Here is a 22,816-nt window from a genome sequence, read left to right as displayed (position 1 = left end):
CGCCCAGCGCAGGCAGGGTGACCGAGGTGCCACCGGAGGACGCCGCGGGAGCGGCCGCCGCGGCAGGAGCCGGCTCGGCGGCAGCAGGCGCGGCGGGAGCGGGCTCGGCGGCAGCAGGCGCGGCGGGGGCCGGCTCCGGCTCCGGCGCTGCGGCCGGCTCGGGAGCGGCCGGGGCGGGGGCGCTCTCGGCGGCGGGGGCCTCGCCGGCCTCGCCGATGAGGGCCAGCACGGCGCCGACCTCGACGGTGTCGTCCTCGTTCGCGCGGATCTCCAGGAGCGTGCCGGCGACGGGCGAGGGGATCTCGGTGTCGACCTTGTCGGTGGAGACCTCCAGCAGCGGCTCGTCGACGGCCACCGTGTCACCGACCTGCTTGAGCCAGCGGGTGACGGTGCCTTCGGTGACGGACTCACCCAGGGCCGGGAGGTTGACTTCGGTGGCCATGCGCTTCCTTCGATTCGGTGGTGCGGGTTGGGATGGGTCGGCGGTCAGCCGTGAGCGTGCAGGGCCTTGCCGGCCAGCGCGAGGTGCGCTTCGCCGAGGGCCTCGTTCTGGGTGGGGTGGGCGTGCAGGAGGGGCGCGACGTCGTCGGCGTGGCCCTCCCAGTTGTAGATGAGCTGGGCCTCGCCGATGAGCTCGCCGACGCGGTCGCCGACGAGGTGCAGGCCCACGACCGGGCCGTCGACCTGCGCCACCAGCTTCACGAACCCCTGGGTGCGCAGGATCTGCGACTTGCCGTTGCCGCCGAGGTCGTAGGTGACGGTCTGGACCGCCTCGGCGCCGTAGGCCTCGATCGCGGCGGCCTCGGTGAGACCGACGGAGGCGACCTCGGGGTGGGTGTAGGTGACGCGCGGGATGCCGGAGTCGGGCACCGGGCGCGGGTCGAGTCCGGCGATCTGCTCGGCGACGAGGATGCCGTGGGCGAACCCGCGGTGCGCCAGCTGCAGGCCGGGCACGATGTCGCCGACCGCGTAGACGCCCTCGAGATTGGTGCGACCGCGGTCGTCGGCGAGCACGAAGCCGCGCTCCATCGCGATGCCCTGCTCCTCATAGCCGAGGTCGGCGGTGCGGGGGCCGCGGCCGACTGCCACGAGCAGGAGCTCGGCCTCGATCGTCTCGCCGCCCTCGAGGGTGACGACGACGCCGTGGTCGGTGACCTTGGCCTCGCTGAACGGGGTGCCGGTGCGGCTGGTGATGCCGCGCTTGCGGAAGGCGCGCTCGAGGGCGGCCGAGGAGGCGGCGTCCTCGCCGGCGATGAGCCGGGGGAGCGCCTCGACGATGGTGACCTCGGCTCCGAAGCTGCGCCACACGCTGGCGAACTCGCAGCCGATGACGCCGCCGCCGAGGACGACGACGGAGGACGGCACGTGGTCGAGGCGCAGCGCGTGCTCGGAGGTGATGACGCGCTCGCCGTCGATCTCCAGGCCCGGCAGCGTGCGGCTGTAGGAGCCGGTGGCCAGGACGACGGAGCGGCCGGTGTAGGCGGTGCCGTCGACGGTGACCTCACGCGGGCCGGTCAACCGGCCGGCGCCCTCGATGACGGTGATGCCGCGCGAACGCACGAGCCCGGTGAGGCCCTTGAAGAGGCGGTTGACGACGCCGTCCTGATAGGCGAGCACGCCGGGCATGTCGATGCCCTCGAAGCTCGCCCGCACGCCGAACTGGCCGGCCTCGCGGGCGGAGTCGGCGACCTCGGCGGCGTGCAGCAGCGCCTTGGTCGGGATGCAGCCGATGTGCAGGCAGGTGCCGCCGAGCCGGTCCTTCTCCACGAGCCCGACCCGCAGGCCCAGTTGGGCCGCACGCAGCGCACAGGCGTAGCCGCCTGAGCCCGCGCCGAGGACGAGTACGTCGAAGTCGGTGTCGGCCACCGTGGTCCTTCCCTCGGTCGTGGCTGGGCCAGGGACGCTGCGCGCCCTGAGGCGGAGCCATCTTTGCACTGTTCGCACGGGAGTCCACACCGGGCCGGGTGACTCGTCGGTAGCTGTCCGATAGCCGTGGCGCGGCGACCGATCGTCGCGGATGCGCGGTCGTGCGGGGGTGGGCGCGGCACACTGGTCGGCATGGGATGGACCGACCGCTTCCGCCGCAGCCCCAGCCAGCGGATGAGCAAGCCCGCACGCGATGCCTTCCGCACCGGCTCGACCCGGGTGCGGGCGGCCGACGCCACCGACGTCGAGCATCTGGAGAGCTGGACGGCCGAGCGGCACGGCATCGAGGGCTTCGTCGAGCCGCGGACGGCGGTCAGCGACGTGACGCTCCTGCTCGTCGCCCACGACGGAGAGTGGACTCGCCGGCGCGTGCCCACGGTCGAGTGGGCCCACCAGTTCTGCAACCGCCACCAGATCCCGTCCTACGACGCGGCGGTGGTCGGCATCCCGCAGCGCATGCGCGACTACAACCGCCGCAAGAAGGAGCAGGGCCGCTGATCGAGGCCGACCCGGGCCCTCGGCCCCTCGGCATTTCCCTCGACGTCGTGTATCTTGATATCAAGAGATATCGCTGAGCACGAGGTCCTGCGGTGGTGACACCGCGGGACGACGAGGTTAGGTGAGCCTTCCTTTCTCCTCGTTCGCGCGCAGCGGCAAGATGACGGGTGATTCCCGCCCGCGCGCCGACCCGCGGCGCGTCCCGCTAGTCCCCCTGAGGAGAGGAACCGGCTGTGGCCAGTCAGGACAGCTTCGGTGCCAAGAGCACCCTCGACGTGAACGGCACGTCCTACGAGATCTTCCGCCTCGACGCGGTGAAGGGCGAGGGCCTCGACGTCGCGTCCCTGCCGTTCAGCCTCAAGGTGCTGCTGGAGAACCTCCTGCGCACCGAGGACGGCGCCGACATCACCGCCGACGACATCCGCGCCCTGGCCGGGTGGGACGAGACCGCGGAGCCGGACAAGGAGATCCAGTTCACCCCGGCCCGCGTGATCATGCAGGACTTCACCGGCGTCCCCTGCGTCGTCGACCTCGCCACCATGCGCGAGGCGATGGCCGAGCTCGGCGGCGACGCCTCCAAGATCAACCCGCTCGCGCCCGCCGAGATGGTCATCGACCACTCCGTCATGGCCGACGTCTTCGGCACCCCCGAGGCGTTCGAGAAGAACGTCGAGATCGAGTACGAGCGCAACCGCGAGCGCTACCAGTTCCTGCGCTGGGGCCAGGGCGCCTTCGACGACTTCAAGGTCGTCCCGCCGGGCACCGGCATCGTGCACCAGGTCAACATCGAGCACCTGGCCCGCACCATCTTCACCCGCACCGTCGACGGCGTCCTGCAGGCCTACCCCGACACCTGCGTCGGCACCGACTCCCACACCACGATGGTCAACGGCATCGGCGTGGTCGGCTGGGGCGTCGGCGGTATCGAGGCCGAGGCCGCCATGCTCGGCCAGCCCGTCTCGATGCTCATCCCGCGCGTGGTCGGCTTCAAGCTCAACGGCACCCTTCCCGAGGGCTCGACGGCCACCGACCTCGTGCTCACCATCACCGAGATGGTGCGCAAGCACGGCGTCGTCGGGAAGTTCGTGGAGTTCTACGGCCCCGGCGTCTCGGCGCTGCCGCTGGCCAACCGCGCCACGATCGGCAACATGAGCCCCGAGTTCGGCTCGACCATCGCGGTCTTCCCGATCGACGAGGAGACCATCAAGTACCTCAAGCTCACCGGCCGCTCCGAGGAGCAGCTGGCGCTGGTGGAGTCCTACGCCAAGACCCAGGGCCTGTGGCACGACCCGTCGGCCGAGCCCCGCTACTCCGAGAAGCTCGAGCTCGACCTCGCCACCGTCGTCCCGAGCCTCGCCGGCCCGAAGCGTCCGCAGGACCGCGTCGAGCTCTCCAACGCCGCGGCCGCCTTCGCCGGCGACCTGCCGACCTACTCCTCCAACGTCGACGCCAAGGTGCCGGTCACCCTGGCCGACGGCACCAGCTTCGAGCTGGAGAACGGTGCGGTGACGATCGCCTCGATCACCTCCTGCACCAACACCTCCAACCCCTCGGTGATGATCGGCGCCGCCCTGCTCGCCAAGAAGGCCGTCGAGAAGGGTCTCCAGCGCAAGCCGTGGGTCAAGACCACGCTGGCCCCGGGCTCGAAGGTCGTCTCGGACTACTACGAGAAGGCCGGCCTCACCCCGTATCTCGACAAGCTCGGCTTCAACCTCGTCGGCTACGGCTGCGTCACCTGCATCGGCAACTCGGGCCCGCTCATCCCCGAGGTCTCCGCCGCGGTCAACGAGAACGACCTCGCCGTCGTCTCGGTGCTCTCGGGCAACCGCAACTTCGAGGGCCGCATCAGCCCCGACATCAAGATGAACTACCTCGCCAGCCCGCCGCTCGTGGTGGCCTACGCGCTGGCCGGCTCGATGAAGGTCGACCTGTTCAACGACCCGATCGGCCAGGACGCCGAGGGCAACGACGTCTTCCTCAAGGACATCTGGCCGAGCCCGGCCGAGGTCGAGGAGACCATCCGCGGCGCGATCAACTCCGACATGTTCGGCGAGTCCTACGCCGACGTGTTCGCCGGCGACGAGCGCTGGCGCTCGCTGCCGACGCCGTCCGGCAACACCTTCACCTGGGACCCCGCCTCGACCTACGTGCGCAAGGCGCCGTACTTCGAGGGCATGCCCGAGAGCCCCGAGCCGGTCACCGACATCGCCGGTGCCCGGGTGCTGCTCAAGCTCGCCGACTCCGTCACCACCGACCACATCAGCCCGGCCGGTGCCATCAAGAAGGACTCGCCCGCCGGCAAGTACCTCACCGAGAACGGCGTCGACCCGCGCGACTTCAACTCCTACGGCTCGCGCCGTGGCAACCACGAGGTCATGATCCGCGGCACCTTCGCCAACATCCGCCTGCGCAACCAGATCGCGCCGGGCACCGAGGGTGGCTTCACCCGCGACTTCACCCAGTCCGACTCCCCGGTCACCACCGTCTACGACGCCTCGGTGAACTACCAGGCCGCGGGCGTCCCGCTCGTCGTCCTCGCGGGCAAGGAGTACGGCTCGGGCTCCTCGCGCGACTGGGCCGCCAAGGGCACCTCGCTGCTGGGCGTCAAGGCCGTCATCGCCGAGAGCTACGAGCGCATCCACCGCTCCAACCTCATCGGCATGGGCGTCATCCCGCTGCAGTTCCCCGCGGGCCAGAACGCCGAGTCGCTCGGCCTGACCGGCGAGGAGACCTTCTCCATCACCGGCATCACCGAGCTCAACGAGGGTCGCACCCCCAAGACGGTCAAGGTCGTCGCCGAGGGCCCGAACGGCACCGTCGAGTTCGACGGCGTCGTGCGCATCGACACCCCCGGTGAGGCGAACTACTACCGCAACGGCGGCATCATGCAGTACGTGCTGCGCAACCTGCTGCGCGGCTGATCGCCCCGATCCATCGGCCCCCTCCGCGCCCGGCGCGGAGGGGGCCGTCGGCGTTCCGGGATCCTCTCAGCGGCGCAGGAGGTCGACCGTGGCGCGTTCGACGCCCTCGATCGGACCGCGCCGCCACGGGTCCGGCCGGACGACCCTCGGCCAGGTGAGCGCCAGCGCGAACGACACCGCGCCGAGCGCCGCGAGCAGCGGCCACGACTCGTCGCGCACGTGCCAGCCGTCGCGCACCCACCACGCCGAGGCCAGGATCTGGACGACGTAGACCGAGAGGGTCATCGCCCCGAGCGGCGCGAGCAGGCCGGCGAACGGAGTGACGGCGTCCGCGACCGCCCGCACGGCCTGGACGACGGTCACGACGAGGGCCAGGGCGAAGACCTGCGTCTGGTGGGTGGTGGCGTACGGCACGACCTCGACTCGCCCCGTCAGATCGGCGAGTTGCAGCGTCGTCGCCGCCACCAGGGCGGTGCCCAGGCTGACCAGGCGCGTCCACGGCCCGTCGTGACGGGCCAGCAGGACGGCGGCGGCCGCCATCACCAGCAGGGTGGTCAGCCGATAGGCCTGCCCCGAGACGGTGAGTTCGTAGAGCCGCGGCACCAGGCCCTGCGCATCGCGGCCCGCCAGCACCTCGGCGGTGCGCCACGAGGTGATCCGGGCATCGCCCCAGCGGGCGGCCGACGGCACCAGGGCCAGGCACGTCAGCCCGACGGCGGCGACGGCCCAGCTGGGCAGTCGCACCAGCACGGCGGCTAGCAGGGTCAGTGCCCCCAGCCAGACCAGCACGATGATGATCGGCGCACCGACCTGCTCCAAGGCCAGGCCGATGCCGACGAGGGCGGCGGCCCGCACGAGCGTCGAGACGAGGACGCCGGGCCGGTCGCGGCCCAGGAACGCGCCCCAGGCCACCAGGAAGCCGAAGAGCGGTGCGGTCAGATGGTCGCTGAGCTGCACGACGTCCGCCGGACCGGGTGCGAAGTGGGCGACGAACATCGACAGCACGGCGACACCGCGGACGGCGTCGATGCCGCGGTCGCGCGGAGGGACAGTGGGGGAGGACGCCACGGGGCCATCGTGGCGGCTCCGGCGACGCCGCGACGGACGAATGCGTCCCTGCGTACGATCCTGACCCAACCTTCCGTGCCGCGGCGGCGTGAGAGGGGCATGGAGGGCACCTCGATGGACCAGATGCGGACGGCGTTGCGCGGCCTGGCCGAGACGGCGGTGACCGCACCAGCGGACGATCCGGCGTCCCTCTGGTCGCAGGGACGTCGGCGGGTGCGGCGGCGACGCCTCGCAGCCGCCGGAGCGGTGGCAGCGGCCGTGGTCGCGGCCGGTGCGTCGAGCCTGGTGGCCGTCCCGGCTGCGGTGGTCCATCCGGCCGGGGCGACCCACGAGCCCGCGATCCCGCGCAACGTCTGGGAGGCGCGGGACTGGTACCCGACGACGAGCGAGGAAGGCCCGCCGGGAGTGGTCGCCGTCCTCGGGGGAGTGATCCGGGGGGACCGCAACGGACTGTTCACGGTGTCCGCAACGACGGGGGAGTATCGGCTGCTCGACCTGCCGGCCGCAGCGGCCGAGACCAGCCTGACAGGAACGGAGTACGCCCTGGCGCCCGATGGCCGGCATATCGCCTACTGGATCGCGGGTCGGCCGGGCGGAGTGCCGGTGGTCCGCGATGGTGAGTCGGCCACGCGGGTGCAGATCGGCGTCGGCATCTACGACACGGACGACGGTTCGGTGGAGTGGGTCGAGTTCCGCACGGCGCACGGCATCGACGGCTCGGGTCTGATGTGGGCCGACGACGACCACCTGCTCGTCACCTACGGTGAGCGCGCCGACAGCGGCAGCGACCCGGGCTCGATGGTCTCCGTCGATGTCGGCACGGAACTGGTGACGGTGGCGGATGCGGCTCGGAGGCGTGCCATCACGATCCCCGAGGGTGGTGCCGGGCTCACGGCCGACGGCGCACTCACCGCCCTCCCATCGCGCCGTCGGGCGGTGACCGTGCCGCTCGACGGCACCGCCCCCCGCACGCTCGCTCGGCTACCGCGGATGCGGGCCTTCGCCCCGTCCTCGGCCTGGACCTCCTCCGAGGCGATCATGCTCCCGGGCAACCGGTTGCTCGGCGGAAGGAACAACTACGGCGCCGACCAGACCATGGTGGGATCGCTCGCGCCTGACGGCACCGTCGGCGCACTCCGCAAGGTCCGCGGGATCGCGTTCGTGCAACCGGTCGCGTGGTTGGACGATCGCGACCTTCTGGTCATCGGCGACGGGCGGTCGTCGGACGAATGGGGTGCGCTCTACCGGCTCGACACCTCGGACGGCGCGGTGACGCCTCTGGGCACGGCGCAGGCCGGCATGTACGCCCCGGGCCTGCAGTTTGCCACCGATCTGCTCGGCGCCCCGATGGTCGAGGGGGAACGCCCGCCGACCGTCGACTCCCGGTGGCTCCGCGGTGGCGGTGCCGTGCTCGCCCTCCTCGGATCGTGCGCCGCCATCCTCCTGTGGAGGCGGCGCCGTGCCTGACCGCGATCTCGAGGCGTCGTTCGCCAACTACGTCGGAGCCCGTCGTCCGGCACTCGTGCGCGTCGCCTTCCTGCTCTGCGGCGACCAGCACCACGCCGAGGACCTCGTGCAGTCGGCCCTCATCAAGGCGGTCGCCCATTGGAAGCGGATCGGCGACGACCCCGAACCCTGGCTGCGCCGCGTGATGGTCAACGACCACATCTCGCGCTGGCGCCGGCATCGCGGACGCGAGCGCCTCATGGACGTCGTCCCCGACCGCGCGGTGCCGCAGCACGAGGAGCACGCGGAGCTGGCCGCCGCGCTCGCCCACCTCGCGCCGAAGCAGCGCGCGGTCATCGTGCTGCGCTACTACGAGGACCTCACCGAGGCGCAGACCGCGCAGGTGCTCGGGGTCTCGGTCGGCACGGTGAAGTCGCAGCACAGCGATGCGCTCAAGCGGCTGCGCGGCGTCGTCCCGGCGCTGGTCCAGACGGGCGGCTGAGCACCCCCTCCGTCCGCCACCATCGGGGCGTATCTGGGGGTGACGAACGAGGAGGTGCCATGGGCCTGACCGATCTGCTGCACGACGCCGCATCGGGCGCACCGCTCGGGGCGTCCGATCCGGATCTGTGGGACCGGGGTCGGCGAGCGCATCGGCGCCGACGGACGGCGAATCTGATGATCGTCGCGGTGACGCTGCTCCTGGTGGGATCGTTGCTCGGGTTCGCGCGACAGCAGGCCGCCCCGCGCATCGAGCCGGCGTCGGGCACGCCGGCGATCCCCGAGCGGATCTGGGCACCGGGTGCCCGCCTCGCCACCACCGACGATCGCGGACCCCTCGGTCAGCTCGCAGCGTTGGTCTCGACCGTTCGCGGCACCGAGGTGGGCGCCCCGGCGCCGGATGCTCCGTGGGCGGGCGTGTCGGCCACGACCGGCGCGTACCGCATCATCGGCCTACCTGGACTGGCTCCCGGCCTCGACCCGGTGCTCTCGCCGGACGGGACCCACGTCTCGTACTGGACCGGCGCTGAGAACGCGGTCACCGGGATCGCCGATTACGACACCGTCTCCGGGACGACCCGCACCTGGAACCTGGACGGCGGTCTCGTCGTCCAGCCGCTGTTCCTGGGCCGCACCAGGAACAGCGTGGTCGCCCAGTTCAGCCGGACCATCGTCCCGGACCAGGGACCCACCGATGATGTTCTGCAGTGGTTCCCGCTCGAGTCGCGCTCCACCTCGGCGACTTACACGCCGGTTGTGGCGTTCGGCTCCTCCGACTCCGGAACCCTCCTGCAGCAGGACGGCTCCTGGTCGCTGCTCGGGGACGTGGTCGACTCCGTCTCGATCGCGGGCGACATCAGCGAGGCGCGTCCGCTCGACAACGAGGTCGCACTCTCGCCCGACGGGTCGCGCTTCGCGTTCGCGAGTCAGAGTTATCTGGGCCCGATGCTGTGGCAGAGGATCGAGTTCGGGTCGCGGGCTCAGAAAGTCCCGAAGGCCCAACTCAACGATCGTGCGATCGGATGGATCGACGACCGCACCATCGCGGTGACCCGCCCGACGCAGCCGGTCAGCGACGCCCCGTGGCCCCGTGTGGTGGCGGTCGACGTCCTGTCAGGGGAGCGACGTCCGCTGCTGCGGCTGCCGGACGCTCGCACCATCCTCGCGACCGACCTCCTGCAGGTCCCGCCCGCCAGGCGGCCCGTGCCGTCCGAGCCGCCTGGGGCGCTGGGCTCATGGTCGAGTCAACTGGCCGCGCTCGGTGTCGTGGTCGCCTGCGGTGGCGCCCTCATCCTCTGGCGGCGTCGTGTCCGACTCTGACCTCCGTGCCGCCTTCGAGGACTACGTCGCCGCGCGCCGCACCGCGCTGCTGCGCATCGCCTACCTCCTCACCGGCCAAGCGGCCGACGCCGAGGACCTCGTGCAGGCGGCGCTCATCAAGGCCATGCCGCATTGGTCGCGCATCGCGCACGACCCCGAGGCCTACGTGCGCACGATCATGGCCCGCGAGTCGGTCTCGCGGTGGCGGCGGCGCCGGTGGCGCGAGGTGCACACGGACGTCGTCCCCGAGGCCGCGGCGCAGGGCGCGGACATCGCGCGGCGCACCGTCGTCCTCGAGGCGTTGGCGCAGCTCTCGCCGCGGCAGCGGGCGGTCATCGTGCTGCGCTACTACGAGGACCTCACCGAGGCCCAGACCGCCGACGTGCTGGGCCTGCGTCTGGGCACGGTGAAGTCGCACGCCCGCGATGCGCTCGAGCGGCTGCGCACCCTGCTCCCCGACGAGGATCTCGCATTGCGGAGCTGAGCGCCGCGACCGGCGGCCTGGGAGGATCGACCCATGCTGATCGCCTTCTCCGTCGCCCCCACCACCGCCGAGAGCGCGGACGGCTCGGTCTCGGCCGCGGTCGCCGCCGCCGTGCGCATCGTGCGCGAGTCGGGATTGCCGAATCGCACGAGCTCGATGTTCACCGAGCTCGAGGGCGCGATTCGTTCATGACGACACATGACGTCGCGGTCATTGTGATTCGATACCCGTCGTGATGATCGCCAAGGGAGCCCGCTCATGACGACTGCTATTGCGTTCTTCAACAACAAGGGTGGTGTCGGCAAGACGACGCTTGCCTGCAACTTTGCCTCGTATCTGTCGACTGAGTTGGGTCGTCGCGTGGCGGTCGCCGACTGCGACCCCCAGGCAAACGCCACGCAACTCTTGCTGACGGATTCTGCGTGGGAGGGGATCTACGAGGAACGCCGGTCCGCCGAAGAGCGAACCATCTTGAAGGCCCTAAAGAAGATTCGCGCGGGCGATTCGACGATCGTCGGCGACCTTGAGGTCCATCAGTCCGAGCGGTTCGAGGTCGGAGTCATCGCTGGGCACCCGACCTTGTCTGTCGTCGAGGATCAACTCAGTTCGTCGTGGGGTGAGTTCCAAGCGAAGCTTCTTGGTGGCGCGCGGCGGTCGCTCTGGGTTCGACAGTTGGTGAAGATGCTGGGCGAGAGCCAAGACGTCGTGATCTTCGATCTGGGCCCAAGCCTGGGCGCTCTGAATAGAAGCGTGCTGATGGGGTGTGACTTCTTCGTCACTCCGGTCGCCGCGGATCTCTTCAGTCTCTACGCCTTGGAGAACATCGGTGACTGGGTCGGCGGTTGGCTCGACGAGTACGACGACGCCTACAAGCGCCTCGCACCCGGGGCCGACACGGCGGAATACGACATTCCCGAGCGGCTGCCCATCCGAGCCGGCTGGGCCGGATATAGCGTTCAGCAGTACGTTGCCAAGTCGGCCGGTGGAAAGATTCGCGGAGTTCAGTCATACGAGCGGTACCGTCAACAGATTCCGGAGAAGGCGGAACTGTTACGCAAGATTGCTGCGCCGGGAATTGAATCAAACCTCGGAATCGTGCCGAATATGTTCTCGATGGTTCCCCTCGCGCAGACTGCCCATTCTCCTATAGCCGACCTGAAGCCAGCGGATGGCGTCCGCGGAGCCCAGGTTTCCCAACGGCTGCGTTACATCGAACAGTTGAATCAGATGTTTGAGACGCTCGCTGGCAACTTGGGTCTGGACAAATGACGTCTGGGGTTTCTTGGCCGGGCGAGTTGGCAAAGCAGGCAGCGAATCGCAACATCCTGCTTGTCGTAGGAGCGGGTATCTCCTCCTCGTCATCGTTGGAAGACGGATCTCGTCCTCCTACGTGGAAGGATCTTCTTCTCGAATTGGCCGCAAAGATGGCGGTTGATTCAGTGCCTGAGTTCCAGCAGTTGATCGAAGAGCGACGACTCCTTGACGCCGCTTCACTGCTGAAGTGGCTGGCGAAGAAGGCATCGATGGAGCAAGACTTCTTCGCGGGGGTGCGCGAGGCCGTCGAAGGGAAGGTGCCCAACCTGTACCAGGGGAGTGCTTGGCATGAGGCAATCCTCCGGCTTGACCCCGACGTGATCTATACGACCAACTTTGATCAGATCCTTGAGCGAGCGTCGAAAGACGGGTTTGACACTCACCTCTTCGAATCGAAGCACGTTGGTCGCGAGTTGCGCAGAAAGTCAGCCATCATCGTCAAGATTCACGGAAGCGTCTCGCATATCGAGGACATCGTGCTTACGCGTCAGGACTTCGCGCGAGTGCGCGTCGCCGGATCACATGCCTTGGAAGTGCTTCGAGCGTTGCTGACCACTCGATGTGCCCTGCTGCTCGGATATTCGCTGGGTGACCCGGACATTCAACTGCTCTTCGAGAACGTGCTTGACGGAAGAGCCGAGGCGCCCGCGCACTACATGTATACCGAGGACTCGCTTCCTGAGTATGAGCGGGAGATCCTCCGGGACAATTACGGGATAGTGCCGATCACCTACGCCGCTGGACGTTACGACCTTGGCCTAGCGGGGCTAGAGGAGTTGGCGGATCAGGTCGAAGCATTCAAGGCGCCAATTTGATGTGGCATAGAGAGTAGGGGTTCATAGTGCTCGTTGCATTCTCCGTGGCTCCTGCTGGAGGCTCAGAAGGTGACTCTGTTCACGAGGCCGTCGCGGCCGCAGTCCGAGTCGTCCGTGAGTCCGGGCTGCCGAACCGTACAGATGCGATGTTCACGACCATCGAAGGGCCCGACTGGGACACGGTCATGGACGTGGTCAAGCGCGCGACCGAGGCGGTGCAGGCGTTCGGGCCACGAGTCTCGTTGGTTCTGAAGGCAGATATCCGTCCCGGGTTCGACGGTCAGATCGACGCCAAGGTTCAGCGCGTGGAGAGTGCGTTGGCGCAAGCGGAGGTCTCCTGAGGATGAGTCATGTCCCGAATCCGTCGAGGGGGAGTGGGACGAGGTGATGGACGTCGTGAAGCGGGCCTGCGAGGCGGTCGCGGCCGTGTCGCCGCGCGTCAGCCTCGTGCTCAAGGCCGACATCCGGCCGGGCTTCACCGGCGAGCTGACGGCGAAGGTCGAGCGGGTAGAGGCGCTGCTCGCCGAGGACTGATCGACGCTGACCCCAGCGATGTGTGACGTTCTGCAGGTGCCGAGGCCGGACATGGCTGCAGAACGTCACACCACGGAGAAGTTTCGGCGGCCGACCGCCGAAACTTTCGCGACGCGGCCGCCCGCTAGGTTCGAGGCATGACGCTGACGCCGCTCGTCCTGCCCGCCGACGCCGATGCTGCGACCTGGTCTGTCTTCCTGGCCGAGCGGGCGGGGGGCGAGCTCGCCCGAGCGCAGCGCACGGCCGAGGAACTGCGCGCGATCGCACCGGGTGACGACGCCGCCCTCACGGTCTGGAACGAGATCGGCATCGCCCTCGGCAACGCCTCCGCGGTCACCTCGCTGCTCGCCCAGGTACATCCTGACGCCGGGGTGCGGCAGCAGGCCGAGGACCTCTCGCAGGAGATCAGCCGGGTCTGGACCGACCTGCTCCTCGACGTCGCCGTCTACGAGCGGCTCGCCGCGGTCGACGCCGACGGGCTCGACGAGCGGCTCGGGGACGGCGCCCAGCGGGTGCTGGCCGACGCCCTGCGTTCCTACCGCCGCAGCGGCATCGACGCCGACGAGCCCACCCGCGAACGCCTGCGGGCGATCAGCGAGCGGCTCACCGACCTCGGCCAGGCCTTCGGCCGCACGATCCGCGACGGGGCGGGGGAGACGCGGGTGCCGGCGTCGGCCCTGGAGGGGCTGCCCGCCGACTACGTGGAGGCCCACCCGGTGCAGGAGGACGGCACGGTGGTCATCGGCACCGGCTACCCCGACACCAACCCGTTCCTGACCTTCTCCCTCGACCGCGACGCCCGGCACGCCGTCCACGCCACCTTCCTCGACCTCGGCTGGCCGGGCAACGACGCCGTCCTCGCCGAGATGCTCCGGTTGCGCCAGGAGCAGGCGGAGCTGCTCGGCTACGCCTCGTGGCCCGACTTCGACGCCGAGGTGAAGATGATCGGCACGGGCAGCGCGATCGCGGAGTTCATCGACCAGATCACCGCCGACGCCACCCCGGCCGCCGAGCGCGACCGCGACGTGCTGCTCGCGCGGGCCCGGCAGGACCACCCCGACCTCCACACCCTCGACGTCACCGACGCCCGCTTCTACAGCGAGGTCGTGCGCCGCGAGCAGTACGAGGTAGACGCCCAGGAGGTGCGCTCGTACTTCACCTTCGCGAAGGTGCGCCAAGGTCTCCTCGACCTCACCGGCCGGCTCTTCGGCCTCACCTACACCGACGTCCCCGACGCGCCGGTCTGGCACGAGGAGGTCAGCGTCCACGACGTGTGGCTCGACGGCGAGCGGCTCGGGCGCATCCACCTCGACCTCCACCCGCGCGAGGGCAAGTACAACCACGCCGCCCAGTTCGACCTCGTGCCCGGTGTCGCCGGCGTCCAGCTGCCGGAGGGAGTGCTGGTCTGCAACTTCGGTCGCGGACGCATGGAGCACTCCGAGGTCACCACCCTCTTCCACGAGTTCGGGCACCTGATGCACCACATCCTCGCCGGGCGGCACCGCTGGGTGCGCTTCAGCGGCGTGGCCACCGAGTGGGACTTCGTCGAGGCGCCCAGCCAGATGCTGGAGGAGTGGGCCTGGGACGCCGGCGTCCTCCAGACCTTCGCCACCGACGACGACGGCACGCCGATCCCCGTCGAGCTTGTCGCCCGGATGCGATCCGCCGACGAGTTCGGCCAGGGCTGCTACGCGCGCACCCAGATGTACTACGCCTCGGTCTCCTACCGCTTCCACGCCGAACTCCCCGCCGACCAGACAGCCCGGCTGCGCGAGCTCTCCGCCCAGTACGCCATCTTCGACGCCCTGCCCGACACGCACTTCCACTGCGGCTTCGGGCACCTGTCGGGCTACACCTCGGCGTACTACACCTACATGTGGAGCCTGGTGATCGCGAAGGACCTCTTCTCGGCCTTCGATCCCGACGATCTCTTCGCCCCCGAGGTCGCCACCCGCTACCGCGACACCGTGCTGGCCGCCGGCGGCAGCAAGGACGCCGCCGACCTGGTCGCCGACTTCCTCGGCCGGCCCTACGACTCCGCGGCGTTCCGGCGCTGGCTGACGTCGTCCTGACCGTGGCGGCGGGGCCGCCGCTGCCTGCTCAGGCGGCCTGTCGCTCGGCCTGGAGTTGCAGCCCGGCATCGCGGAAGCCGAGCGACCGGTACACCTCGAGCTGGGGGTAGTCCGGCTCGGCGACGATGACGAGGCGGCGCGTGCCCAGCTCGCGCTGCGCGTAGTCGGCCGCCACGTGCATGAGGGCCTGCTCGACCCCACGGCCGCGCATGCGGCGCGGAGGCGGGATCTCCTGGCAGCGCACCAGGCCGGCACCGGCCGGGAGGACGCCGAGCGCGCCGACTAGCTGGTCGTCCTCGAAGGCGCCGAACCAGCGCCCGCCCACCGCCGTCTGGCAGCGGTCGGCCTTCGCCCGGGTGCGCAGGAAGTCGAGGTAGACCGGGTCGGGGTGCAGGTCGCCGGCCAGCGACAGCCGGATGCGCTGCTCCCAGTCGGAATCGGACTCCAAGGGCCGCACGACAGCCGGCGTGCGCCGGTGCCCCTCGACCAACGGCTCCTCGGTCGTCAGCGTGACCGAGCAGCCGGTCGTGAACCCGGCCGAGCGGAACAGGTGGAGATCGTCGGCGCGCCCCTCCGGGTCGTCGATCCCGTACGCCTCGTGCGCCGCATCGGGGAAGTGCCGGCGGAACACCGCCCGCACGGTCTCCAGATCGCGATTGAGCGGACGACGGCGCAGCAGCAGGAAGTTGCCCCAGCGGCGGCCCGGTGCATCCGGCGTGCGGACGACGACGTAGGTGGGGTGGTGCTCGACCTCGCTGCCGCCCGCGGCCAGGAGCGCGAGATCGGTCTGCCAGGCGAGAGAGACGACGTCCATGACCGGACGGTAGGAGTGCTGGTCGCGCCCCTGGTTTCGCGATGATGACGGGATGGAGACGACGACCGTGACGCTCACCACCGGACGCACCGAGCGGGTGCTCGACATCACCGGCGAGGCCAGCCGGTTCTGCGCCGGACGCGGCGACGGCCTGCTGCACGTCTTCGTGCCGCACGCGACCGCCGGCATCGCCATCCTCGAGACCGGTGCGGGCAGCGACGACGACCTGCTTGCCGCGCTGGCCGACCTCCTGCCGGCCGACGACCGCTGGCGGCACCGGCACGGCAGCCCCGGCCACGGGCGCTCGCACGTGATGCCGGCCCTCATCCCGCCCTACGCCACCGTGCCGGTGCAGGCCGGTCGGCTGCTGCTCGGCACCTGGCAGAGCATCTGCCTGGTCGACCTCAACCTCGACAACCCCGAGCGCGAGGTGCGGCTGAGCTTCCTCACGGGGTGATCAGCCGGTCGTTCAGCCGGTCGAGCCTCCCGCCGCGTCACCGGTGAGCGGGTCGGCTGAGCCGAGCCGCCACACGGCCAGACCGTGCAGCCCGAACTGCGCGGCGAGGGTGCGCCGCACCTCGTAGGAGCGGGCGTCGGACCACCACAGCCGGGTGCCGTCGTCGAGGCGCGCCGACCACTCCGCCGTGTCGTCGTGCCAGCGGGCGCCACGGTCGCTCGCCTCCGCGAGCGCACGCGCCCGGGCGACGCTCAGCGAGCGCCCGGTGCCGCGCCGTGGCCAGGAGTAGCCGTAGCCGGCGACGCCGAGGTCGAGGCGCTCGGCCGGGACGTCCTCGAGCGCCGCCTCGAGGCACCGCCGCTGCCACGCGAGCGCTCCGATCGGGCCGGGCCCCGACCATGTGGGCCCGTGCTGGTCGTAGGTCATCAGCTGGACCACGTCGACGATCGAGGCGATGCCCGCGAGGTCGTACCCGGCCTCGGCGTAGGCGCTGCGCGAGCTTCGGGCGCTGACGTCGATGCTGATCGCGGTGCCCTGCGGCAGTGCCTCCCGCAACCGCGCCAGCAGGTCGACCAGGCCGGCCGCGTCGCGCGGGCGCAACGCCTCGAGATCGACGTTCACCCCGTCGACCCCCAGGCTGACCGCGTGCTCGGCGAGCTGGCTCGCCACCCCCTCGATACGGCTCGGATGGGTGAGCAGCCGATCGACGGCCCGGGTGTCGAAGTCGCCCAGACGGTCGCTGTAGTTGCTGAGCAGCAACTCGGCCCGCAGCCCCGCCGCCTGCGCCTTCGCCAGCAGCCGGGTGACGTCGGCGGAGGGTGCGGCGACCCGGCGTCCGGCGGCGTCGATCGCCACGCCCGCGACCGTGACGGTCGACAGGTGCGGTGCGTCGCGCCGGAGCACGGCGTCACCGAGCCCGCCCAGGGCGTAGCCGGTGACGGCCGGCACGGGCGCCAGCGCCTCGGCGGTGGCGGTGGCTGCCGCCGACGCCGGGGCCGAGGCACGCGCCGGCAGCAGCGAGGCGAGGACGATCGCGCCGGGCAGCAGGTAGCGGCCGACGAGGCGGGCCAGGCGACGGGCCCGAGGTGGGGTGTCCATGGAGCCACCGTGGCACCGAGCACCGACAATCCGCGAGGGTGCTTCCCAGGAGCGCGTCGGTGGGCCACCCTGGGCGCCGTGCCCACACCCGCCGCCGAGGTCGGCTTCCGCGTCCATCCCGTCTCCGCCCACGGCGCCGAGGACGTCGTCGTGGTGCCCAGCGGACCGCACGAGGGCGCGGTCTACACCGGCACCGCCGACGGCGGCATCTGGCGGGTCGGCCACGACGGCGCGTCGGTCGAGCGGGTGGCCGACACGGGTGGTCGTCCGCTCGGCATCGAGCTCGACCCCGACGGCCGGCTGCTGGTCTGCGACGCCCGGCGCGGCCTGCTGCGGGTCGACCCCGCGACCGGCGGCGTCGAGGCGGTGCTCGACAGCGTGGCGGGCACCCGCATGGTCTTCTGCAACAACGCCGCGATCGCCGACGACGGCACCGTGTGGTTCTCCGACTCCTCGACCCGCTACGGCATCGACCGGTGGAAGGACGACTTCGTGCAGGTCACCCGCACCGGGCGACTGCTGCGGCTCGACACCGACGGCACCGTGCACGTCGTCCTCGACGGGCTCGCGTTCGCCAACGGCGTCGCGCTCGCGGCCGACGGCTCCTTCGTCGTCGTCGCCGAGACCGGCGCCCGCACGCTCGTGCGCTGGTGGATCACCGGTGAGCGGGCCGGTACCCGCGATTTCCTGGCCACCGACCTGGTCGGCTACCCCGACAACATCGCGCGGGGGAGCGACGGCCTCATCTGGGTGAGCATCGCCAGCCCCCGCGACCCCGTCGTCGAGCTGGTGCAGAAGGCGCCGGTCGTGGTGCGCCGGCAGGTGACCCGCATCCCCGAGACGCTCCAGCCGAAGCCGAAGCGCACGGTGCGGGTTCAGGCCTTCGACGTGACCGGGCGGGTGGTGCACGACCTCGACGTCGACACGCCCGACTACCACATGGTCACCGGCGTCCGGGAGCACGCGGGACGCGTCTGGCTCGGGAGCCTGGAGGAGCCGGGGGTCGCCGTCCTCGATGTGCCCGCCCCGTAGACTCCCGGTCATGGGGCTCCTTTCGTCGATCACCGGTCCTCGCGATCTGCGTGACCTCAGCGACGACGACCTGACGACCCTCGCCGCGGAGATCCGCGACGTCCTCGTCACCACCTGCGCCCGCACCGGCGGGCACCTCGGCCCCAACCTGGGCGTCGTCGAGCTGACCCTGGCGATCCACCGCGTCTTCGACTCCCCGCGCGACCGCATCGTGCTCGACACCGGGCACCAGTCCTACGTGCACAAGCTCCTCACCGGCCGCGCCGGCGCCTTCGACGGCCTGCGGCAGGAGGGCGGCCTCTCGGGCTACCCGAGCCAGGAGGAGTCGGCCCACGACATCGTGGAGAACTCCCACGCCTCCACCGCGCTCAGCTACGCCGACGGCCTGGCGAAGGCCTACCGCATCCGCGGTGAGAACCGCCACGTCGTCGCCGTCATCGGCGACGGCGCGCTGACCGGCGGCATGGCCTGGGAGGCGCTGAACAACATCGCCGTGGCCAAGGACTCCCGCCTGGTCATCGTGGTCAACGACAACGGGCGCTCCTACACCCCGACCATCGGCGGTCTGGCCACCGCGCTCGCCGGCCTGCGCACCAACCCGCGCTACGAGCAGGTGCTCGACCAGGTCAAGCGCCGACTCAACGCCGTCCCCGGCGTCGGCCCCACCGCCTACGACGCGCTGCACGCGATGAAGAAGGGCATCAAGGACGCCCTCGCCCCCCAGGGTCTCTTCGAGGACCTCGGCCTGAAGTACGTCGGCCCGGTCGACGGCCACGATCGCGAGGCGATGGAGCACGCCCTCACGCAGGCCAAGCGCTTCAACGGCCCCGTCATCGTGCACGCCATCACCCGCAAGGGCTTCGGGTACGACGCCGCCGAGCAGCACGAGGCCGACCAGTTCCACTCGCCCGGGCCCTTCGATGTCGAGACCGGCGAGGAGCGGCCCAAGGGCGAGATCTGGACCGACGTCTTCGCCGAGCACATCGTGCGCATCGGTCAGCGGCGCCAGGACGTCGTCGCGATCACCGCCGCGATGATGCACCCCGTCGGCCTGCACCACTTCGAGCGCGCCTTCCCCGAGCGCACCTTCGACGTCGGCATCGCCGAGCAGCATGCCGCGACGTCGGCGGCCGGGCTCGCGCTCGGCGGGCTGCACCCGGTGGTCGCCGTCTACGCCACCTTCCTCAACCGCGCCTTCGACCAGGTGCTCATGGACGTCGCGCTGCACAAGTGCGGCGTCACGTTCGTGCTCGACCGCTCGGGGGTCACCGGCGACGACGGCGCCAGCCACAACGGCATGTGGGACATGTCGATTCTCCAGGTCGTACCCGGGCTGCGCCTGGCCGCGCCGCGCGACGCCGTCCGGTTGCGCGAGCTCCTCGACGAGGCCGTCGAGGTGGCCGACGCCCCCACCGTGGTGCGCTTCCCGAAGGGGCCGCCGCCGGCGCCGATCGAGCCGGTCGACCACGTCGACGGCGTCGACGTGCTGGTGCGCACCGGCCCGCGCGACGTCCTCATCGTGGCGGTCGGGGCGATGGCCTCCACCGGCGTCGAGGTGGCCGCCCGCCTGCAGGACCAGGGCATCGGCGTCACCGTCGTCGACCCGCGCTGGGTCAAGCCGGTCAACCCGGCGCTGATCACGATGGCCGCCGAGCACCGCCTCGTCGTCAGCATCGAGGACAACGGCGAGACCGGCGGCTGCGGCGCCGTGCTGCTCCAGACCCTCGCCGCCGCCGGCGTGCGCACCCCGTTCCGCCTGCACGCGATCCCGCAGGAGTTCCTCGGTCACGCCAAGCGCGCGGTGATCCTCGAGCGCGTCGGCCTCTCGGCCCAGGCGATCGCCCGCGGCGTCGTCGAGGACATCGCCTCGGCCTCCGGCGTCCCGGCCCCGGCGGTCGAGGCCGTCGCCCCGGAGCAGGTCGCCGCCGATGACGCCACGGCCGACGATGCCGGCACGATCGCCGCACGCGCTCGGCGTGACCCGCGCTAGCTCCTGCGTCGGACGCCGCTCCACGGCGTCCGCCTCGGGGCGGTTCTCGGCCATCCCGCGGGCCCTCCTGCTCGGCCTCGTGCTCGCCCTCGGGCTGAGTTCGTGCGGCCTCTTCGGCGACGACGCACCCGCACCGTCGAGCCCCGCGGCCGCGCCGCCGGACGCCGTCACCGGCATCCAAGCCGTGCTCGACAAGCGGGCCCGCGCGCTGCGCACCGGCGACCGCGCGCGGTTCGCGGCGACCCTCGGCGGCGACCGCTCGTTCCGGCGCACGCAGCTGGCCTCCTTCTCCTCCATCGAGCAGCTCCCGGTGAGTGATCTGCGACTGACCGTGCGTCCGGCCGACGTCGTCCTGGAGGGGGAGTCGTACTGGGCCGTGGTCGAGGTGCGGATGCAGCTCGACGGGTACGACGCCATGCCGGTCACCACCCGCGACCGCTACCTCTTCACCCCGATCGCGGGGCGCCCCGGCCGGTTCCGCATCGCCTCGACCACCGACGCCGCCTGGGAGGCGCGCAACGGCGTGGTCACCGAACCCTGGGACGCCGGCGCCGTCCAGATCCGCGAGCAGGGCGGGGTGCTCGGCGTCTTCGACGACCGCACGGTGGCCTCCGCCGACCGGGTGCTCTCCGCGGTCGAGCGGGGCATCTCCGAGGTGTCCCTCGTCGTGCCCTACGACTGGACGCGGCAGGTCGTGGTCTACGCGGTCACCGACCCGGCGTTCCTCCAGGCGGTCGCGCCGGTCTCCGCCGACACCGGGCTGCTGGCGGGCGTGGCCTTCGAGGTGCGCGCCGGCGTCGACTCCGAGCGCATCGCCTCGACTCGCATCGTGCTCGGCACCGACGCCCTCGCCGCCGACGACCTCACCCTCGACCGGCTCGTGCGCCACGAGCTCACCCACGTCGCGATCGGCACTCACGACGACGCCGCGCCGCGCTGGCTGCAGGAGGGGCTCGCCGAGTACGTCTCGACCCGGGCGCTGCGCCCGCAGCAGCGCCGGGTGCCGCGCAGCGCACTCGAGACCCTGCGCACCACGCCGCGCTCGCTGCCCACCGACGCCGAGTTCAACACCACCGACGTCGTCGCCAACTACGCGCTCGCCTGGTTCGTGTGCGAGCAGATCGCCCGCACCGACGGCGAGAGCCGGCTGTGGAGCCTCCTCGACACCTTCGCCCTCGGCGACACGCCGCCCGAGGACGCCGGTGCCGCCGTCGTGCGCGACCAGCTGGGCGTCTCGGCCACGCGGCTCGTGCGCAGCGCCGACCGGCTGCTGCTGAGCATCTACGCCCCGCAGTACCTGCCGGCCCCCGAGCCGAGCGAGCCGTCGGCCACCCCCGAGCCCGACCCGTCCCTCGACCCGTCCGCCGACCCGTCGGCGTCCGCGACCGCGGGCCCGGGCGTCGTCGGCTGACGATCGCGAGTACCGGCACCGGCAGCCCGTCACTGTGACCCACGCGACGCCGATCGGCGCGCGCGGCGTCCCGGCACCGGGGTGGGGCACCGCTGGAATATCGTGAGTCCGTCCCGCGCTCGCAGGAGTGCCCCCGCCCGTGCAGCCAGGAAGGTCCCGCGGTTGAGTACCCATCGCCTCGTGCACATCGTCGACGACGTGCCCGAACTCGACGCCGTCGAGGGCGGCCACCTGACGATGGTGCTCGTGCTCGACGGGTTCCTCGACGCCGGCAACGCCTCGGCGCGCGCGGCCCAGCACCTCGTCGACCTCGCCGAGTCGCGTGGTGTCGACGGCGCCGGCCGCATCGTGGCGACCTTCGACGTCGACGAGCTGCACGACTACCGCGCCCGTCGGCCCGCGATGAGCTTCCTGCAGGACCACTACGGCAACTACGACGCGCCGCGGCTCGTCGTCCGGCTGCTGCGCGACCTCGGCGGCACGCCGTACCTGCTGCTCCACGGCCCCGAGCCCGACGTGCGCTGGGAGGCCTTCGCCTCCGCCGTCCGCACCGTGATCGAGCGCTTCGGCGTCACCCGTGTCGTCGGCATGGGGTCGGTGCCGATGGCGGTGCCGCACACGCGGCCCATCGCGATCACCCACCACGCCAACAACCCCGAGCTGCTGACCGCGCCGAGCCTGTGGCGCGGCGAGCTGCGCATCCCCTCCAGCGCGCAGGCGCTGCTGGAGGTGCGGCTCGGCGAGTGGGGGCACGACGCGATGGGCTTCGTCGCGCACATCCCGCACTACCTCGCCCAGCTCGACTACCCGGCGGCCTCCGCAGCCCTGCTCGAGCAGGTCGAGCTGGCGGGGCGGCTCACCATCGACCTGTCCGGCCTGCGGGCTGAGGCCGAGGACCGCGCCGTCGAGATCGCCGAGTACCTCGTGGCCAACCCCGAGGTCGCCGACGTCGTCGCGGCCCTGGAACGCCAGTACGACGCCTTCGAGCGCGCCGAGGCCAGCGGCGGCAACCTGCTCGCCGACGACCAGCCGCTGCCGACCGGCGAGGAGATCGGCAAGGAGTTCGAGCGGTTCCTCGCCGGCCTCGAGGGCGACGACGAGACCCAGGACTGACC

At 71.3% G+C, this 22,816-nt stretch carries 20 protein-coding genes and 2 pseudogenes; 17 read left to right on the top strand and 5 right to left on the bottom strand.

Translation table 11 applies throughout. The annotated features are described in order from the left end of the window. Together ABD671_RS20345 and lpdA are read right to left on the bottom strand one after the other, a co-directional pair. On the bottom strand, positions 1 to 442 hold a 442-nt coding region (locus tag ABD671_RS20345), incomplete at its 3' end, for a biotin/lipoyl-containing protein (protein WP_344735311.1). Positions 443 to 486: 44 nt separating this feature from the next. Then, positions 487 to 1,866 carry a dihydrolipoyl dehydrogenase gene (gene lpdA / locus ABD671_RS20340; protein WP_344735310.1) on the bottom strand — a complete coding sequence of 460 codons (1,380 nt, stop codon included), beginning with the start codon at positions 1,864 to 1,866 and terminating at the stop codon, positions 487 to 489. A gap of 192 nt (positions 1,867 to 2,058) precedes the next feature. Here lpdA and ABD671_RS20335 point away from each other — a divergent pair, with 192 nt between their 5' ends. Both ABD671_RS20335 and acnA read left to right on the top strand, forming a co-directional pair. Continuing rightward, entirely contained in the window at positions 2,059 to 2,424 is a 366-nt protein-coding gene (locus tag ABD671_RS20335; RefSeq protein WP_344735309.1) for a hypothetical protein, read from the top strand. 233 nt (positions 2,425 to 2,657) lie between these two features. After that, on the top strand, positions 2,658 to 5,345 hold the full coding sequence (gene acnA / locus ABD671_RS20330) for an aconitate hydratase AcnA (protein ID WP_344735308.1): 2,688 nt from the start codon (positions 2,658 to 2,660) through the stop codon (positions 5,343 to 5,345). A 66-nt stretch (positions 5,346 to 5,411) separates the two neighbouring features. On the opposite strand, the gene ABD671_RS20325 is transcribed toward acnA, so the two are convergent. Next, a complete protein-coding gene (locus ABD671_RS20325; protein ID WP_344735307.1) occupies positions 5,412 to 6,413 on the bottom strand; it encodes an acetyltransferase domain-containing protein in 1,002 nt (333 codons plus the stop codon). A gap of 114 nt (positions 6,414 to 6,527) precedes the next feature. Here ABD671_RS20325 and ABD671_RS20320 point away from each other — a divergent pair, with 114 nt between their 5' ends. From ABD671_RS20320 to ABD671_RS20275, 10 genes and pseudogenes are all read left to right on the top strand, one after another. Then, on the top strand, positions 6,528 to 7,880 hold the full coding sequence (locus ABD671_RS20320) for a hypothetical protein (RefSeq protein ID WP_344735306.1): 1,353 nt from the start codon (positions 6,528 to 6,530) through the stop codon (positions 7,878 to 7,880). Continuing rightward, positions 7,873 to 8,361, top strand: a complete 489-nt coding sequence (locus ABD671_RS20315) for a SigE family RNA polymerase sigma factor (protein WP_344735305.1) — start codon at positions 7,873 to 7,875, stop codon at positions 8,359 to 8,361. Before ABD671_RS20320 ends, ABD671_RS20315 begins: the two co-directional genes overlap by 8 nt. A gap of 188 nt (positions 8,362 to 8,549) precedes the next feature. Next, positions 8,550 to 9,680, top strand: a complete 1,131-nt coding sequence (locus ABD671_RS20310; RefSeq protein WP_344735303.1) for a TolB-like translocation protein — start codon at positions 8,550 to 8,552, stop codon at positions 9,678 to 9,680. Beyond that, complete coding sequence (locus ABD671_RS20305) at positions 9,667 to 10,164, top strand: SigE family RNA polymerase sigma factor (protein ID WP_344735302.1); 498 nt, start codon at positions 9,667 to 9,669, stop codon at positions 10,162 to 10,164. Before ABD671_RS20310 ends, ABD671_RS20305 begins: the two co-directional genes overlap by 14 nt. Before the next feature lie 33 nt (positions 10,165 to 10,197). Beyond that, a pseudogene (locus tag ABD671_RS20300) lies at positions 10,198 to 10,344 on the top strand (thiamine-binding protein); the annotation flags it as partial. Positions 10,345 to 10,422: 78 nt separating this feature from the next. Beyond that, a complete protein-coding gene (locus tag ABD671_RS20295) occupies positions 10,423 to 11,433 on the top strand; it encodes a ParA family protein (protein ID WP_344735301.1) in 1,011 nt (336 codons plus the stop codon). 170 nt (positions 11,434 to 11,603) lie between these two features. After that, the gene (locus ABD671_RS20290) at positions 11,604 to 12,293 is read left to right on the top strand and encodes an SIR2 family NAD-dependent protein deacylase (RefSeq protein WP_344735300.1); all 690 of its coding nucleotides are present in this window, start codon (positions 11,604 to 11,606) and stop codon (positions 12,291 to 12,293) included. A 26-nt stretch (positions 12,294 to 12,319) separates the two neighbouring features. Beyond that, positions 12,320 to 12,634, top strand: coding sequence for a thiamine-binding protein (locus ABD671_RS20285; protein WP_344735299.1), 315 nt, complete (start codon positions 12,320 to 12,322; stop codon positions 12,632 to 12,634). A 22-nt stretch (positions 12,635 to 12,656) separates the two neighbouring features. Next, a pseudogene (locus ABD671_RS20280) lies at positions 12,657 to 12,827 on the top strand (thiamine-binding protein); the annotation flags it as partial. Between the two features lie 137 nt (positions 12,828 to 12,964). Then, complete coding sequence (locus ABD671_RS20275; protein WP_344735298.1) at positions 12,965 to 14,899, top strand: M3 family metallopeptidase; 1,935 nt, start codon at positions 12,965 to 12,967, stop codon at positions 14,897 to 14,899. A 28-nt stretch (positions 14,900 to 14,927) separates the two neighbouring features. Here ABD671_RS20275 and ABD671_RS20270 read toward each other — a convergent pair whose 3' ends face one another. Beyond that, positions 14,928 to 15,713: a GNAT family N-acetyltransferase gene (locus ABD671_RS20270; protein WP_344735297.1), complete on the bottom strand. Its 786-nt coding sequence runs from the start codon at positions 15,711 to 15,713 to the stop codon at positions 14,928 to 14,930. Between the two features lie 52 nt (positions 15,714 to 15,765). Between ABD671_RS20270 and ABD671_RS20265 the strand changes: the two genes are divergently transcribed. Next, positions 15,766 to 16,170, top strand: a complete 405-nt coding sequence (locus ABD671_RS20265; protein WP_344735296.1) for a secondary thiamine-phosphate synthase enzyme YjbQ — start codon at positions 15,766 to 15,768, stop codon at positions 16,168 to 16,170. A gap of 12 nt (positions 16,171 to 16,182) precedes the next feature. Here ABD671_RS20265 and ABD671_RS20260 read toward each other — a convergent pair whose 3' ends face one another. Beyond that, on the bottom strand, positions 16,183 to 17,268 hold the full coding sequence (locus ABD671_RS20260) for a glycosyl hydrolase family 18 protein (protein WP_344735295.1): 1,086 nt from the start codon (positions 17,266 to 17,268) through the stop codon (positions 16,183 to 16,185). Positions 17,269 to 17,346: 78 nt separating this feature from the next. On the opposite strand from ABD671_RS20260, the gene ABD671_RS20255 reads away from it, so the two are divergent. The 4 genes from ABD671_RS20255 (at position 17,347) to ABD671_RS20240 (ending at position 22,814) form a co-directional block, all read left to right on the top strand. Further along, positions 17,347 to 18,300, top strand: coding sequence for an SMP-30/gluconolactonase/LRE family protein (locus ABD671_RS20255; protein WP_344735294.1), 954 nt, complete (start codon positions 17,347 to 17,349; stop codon positions 18,298 to 18,300). A gap of 10 nt (positions 18,301 to 18,310) precedes the next feature. Continuing rightward, positions 18,311 to 20,290, top strand: coding sequence for a 1-deoxy-D-xylulose-5-phosphate synthase (gene dxs / locus ABD671_RS20250; protein ID WP_344735293.1), 1,980 nt, complete (start codon positions 18,311 to 18,313; stop codon positions 20,288 to 20,290). Next, complete coding sequence (locus ABD671_RS20245) at positions 20,277 to 21,701, top strand: hypothetical protein (protein ID WP_344735292.1); 1,425 nt, start codon at positions 20,277 to 20,279, stop codon at positions 21,699 to 21,701. The genes dxs and ABD671_RS20245 overlap by 14 nt, the downstream gene beginning before the upstream one ends. A gap of 162 nt (positions 21,702 to 21,863) precedes the next feature. Further along, positions 21,864 to 22,814 carry a PAC2 family protein gene (locus ABD671_RS20240; RefSeq protein ID WP_344735291.1) on the top strand — a complete coding sequence of 317 codons (951 nt, stop codon included), beginning with the start codon at positions 21,864 to 21,866 and terminating at the stop codon, positions 22,812 to 22,814. Positions 22,815 to 22,816 lie beyond the last annotated feature (2 nt).

The sequence above is a fragment of the Nocardioides fonticola genome, from assembly GCF_039536805.1.
Classification (GTDB): Bacteria; Actinomycetota; Actinomycetes; order Propionibacteriales; family Nocardioidaceae; genus Nocardioides; species Nocardioides fonticola.
This window is presented reverse-complemented; position numbering and strand designations above follow the sequence as displayed.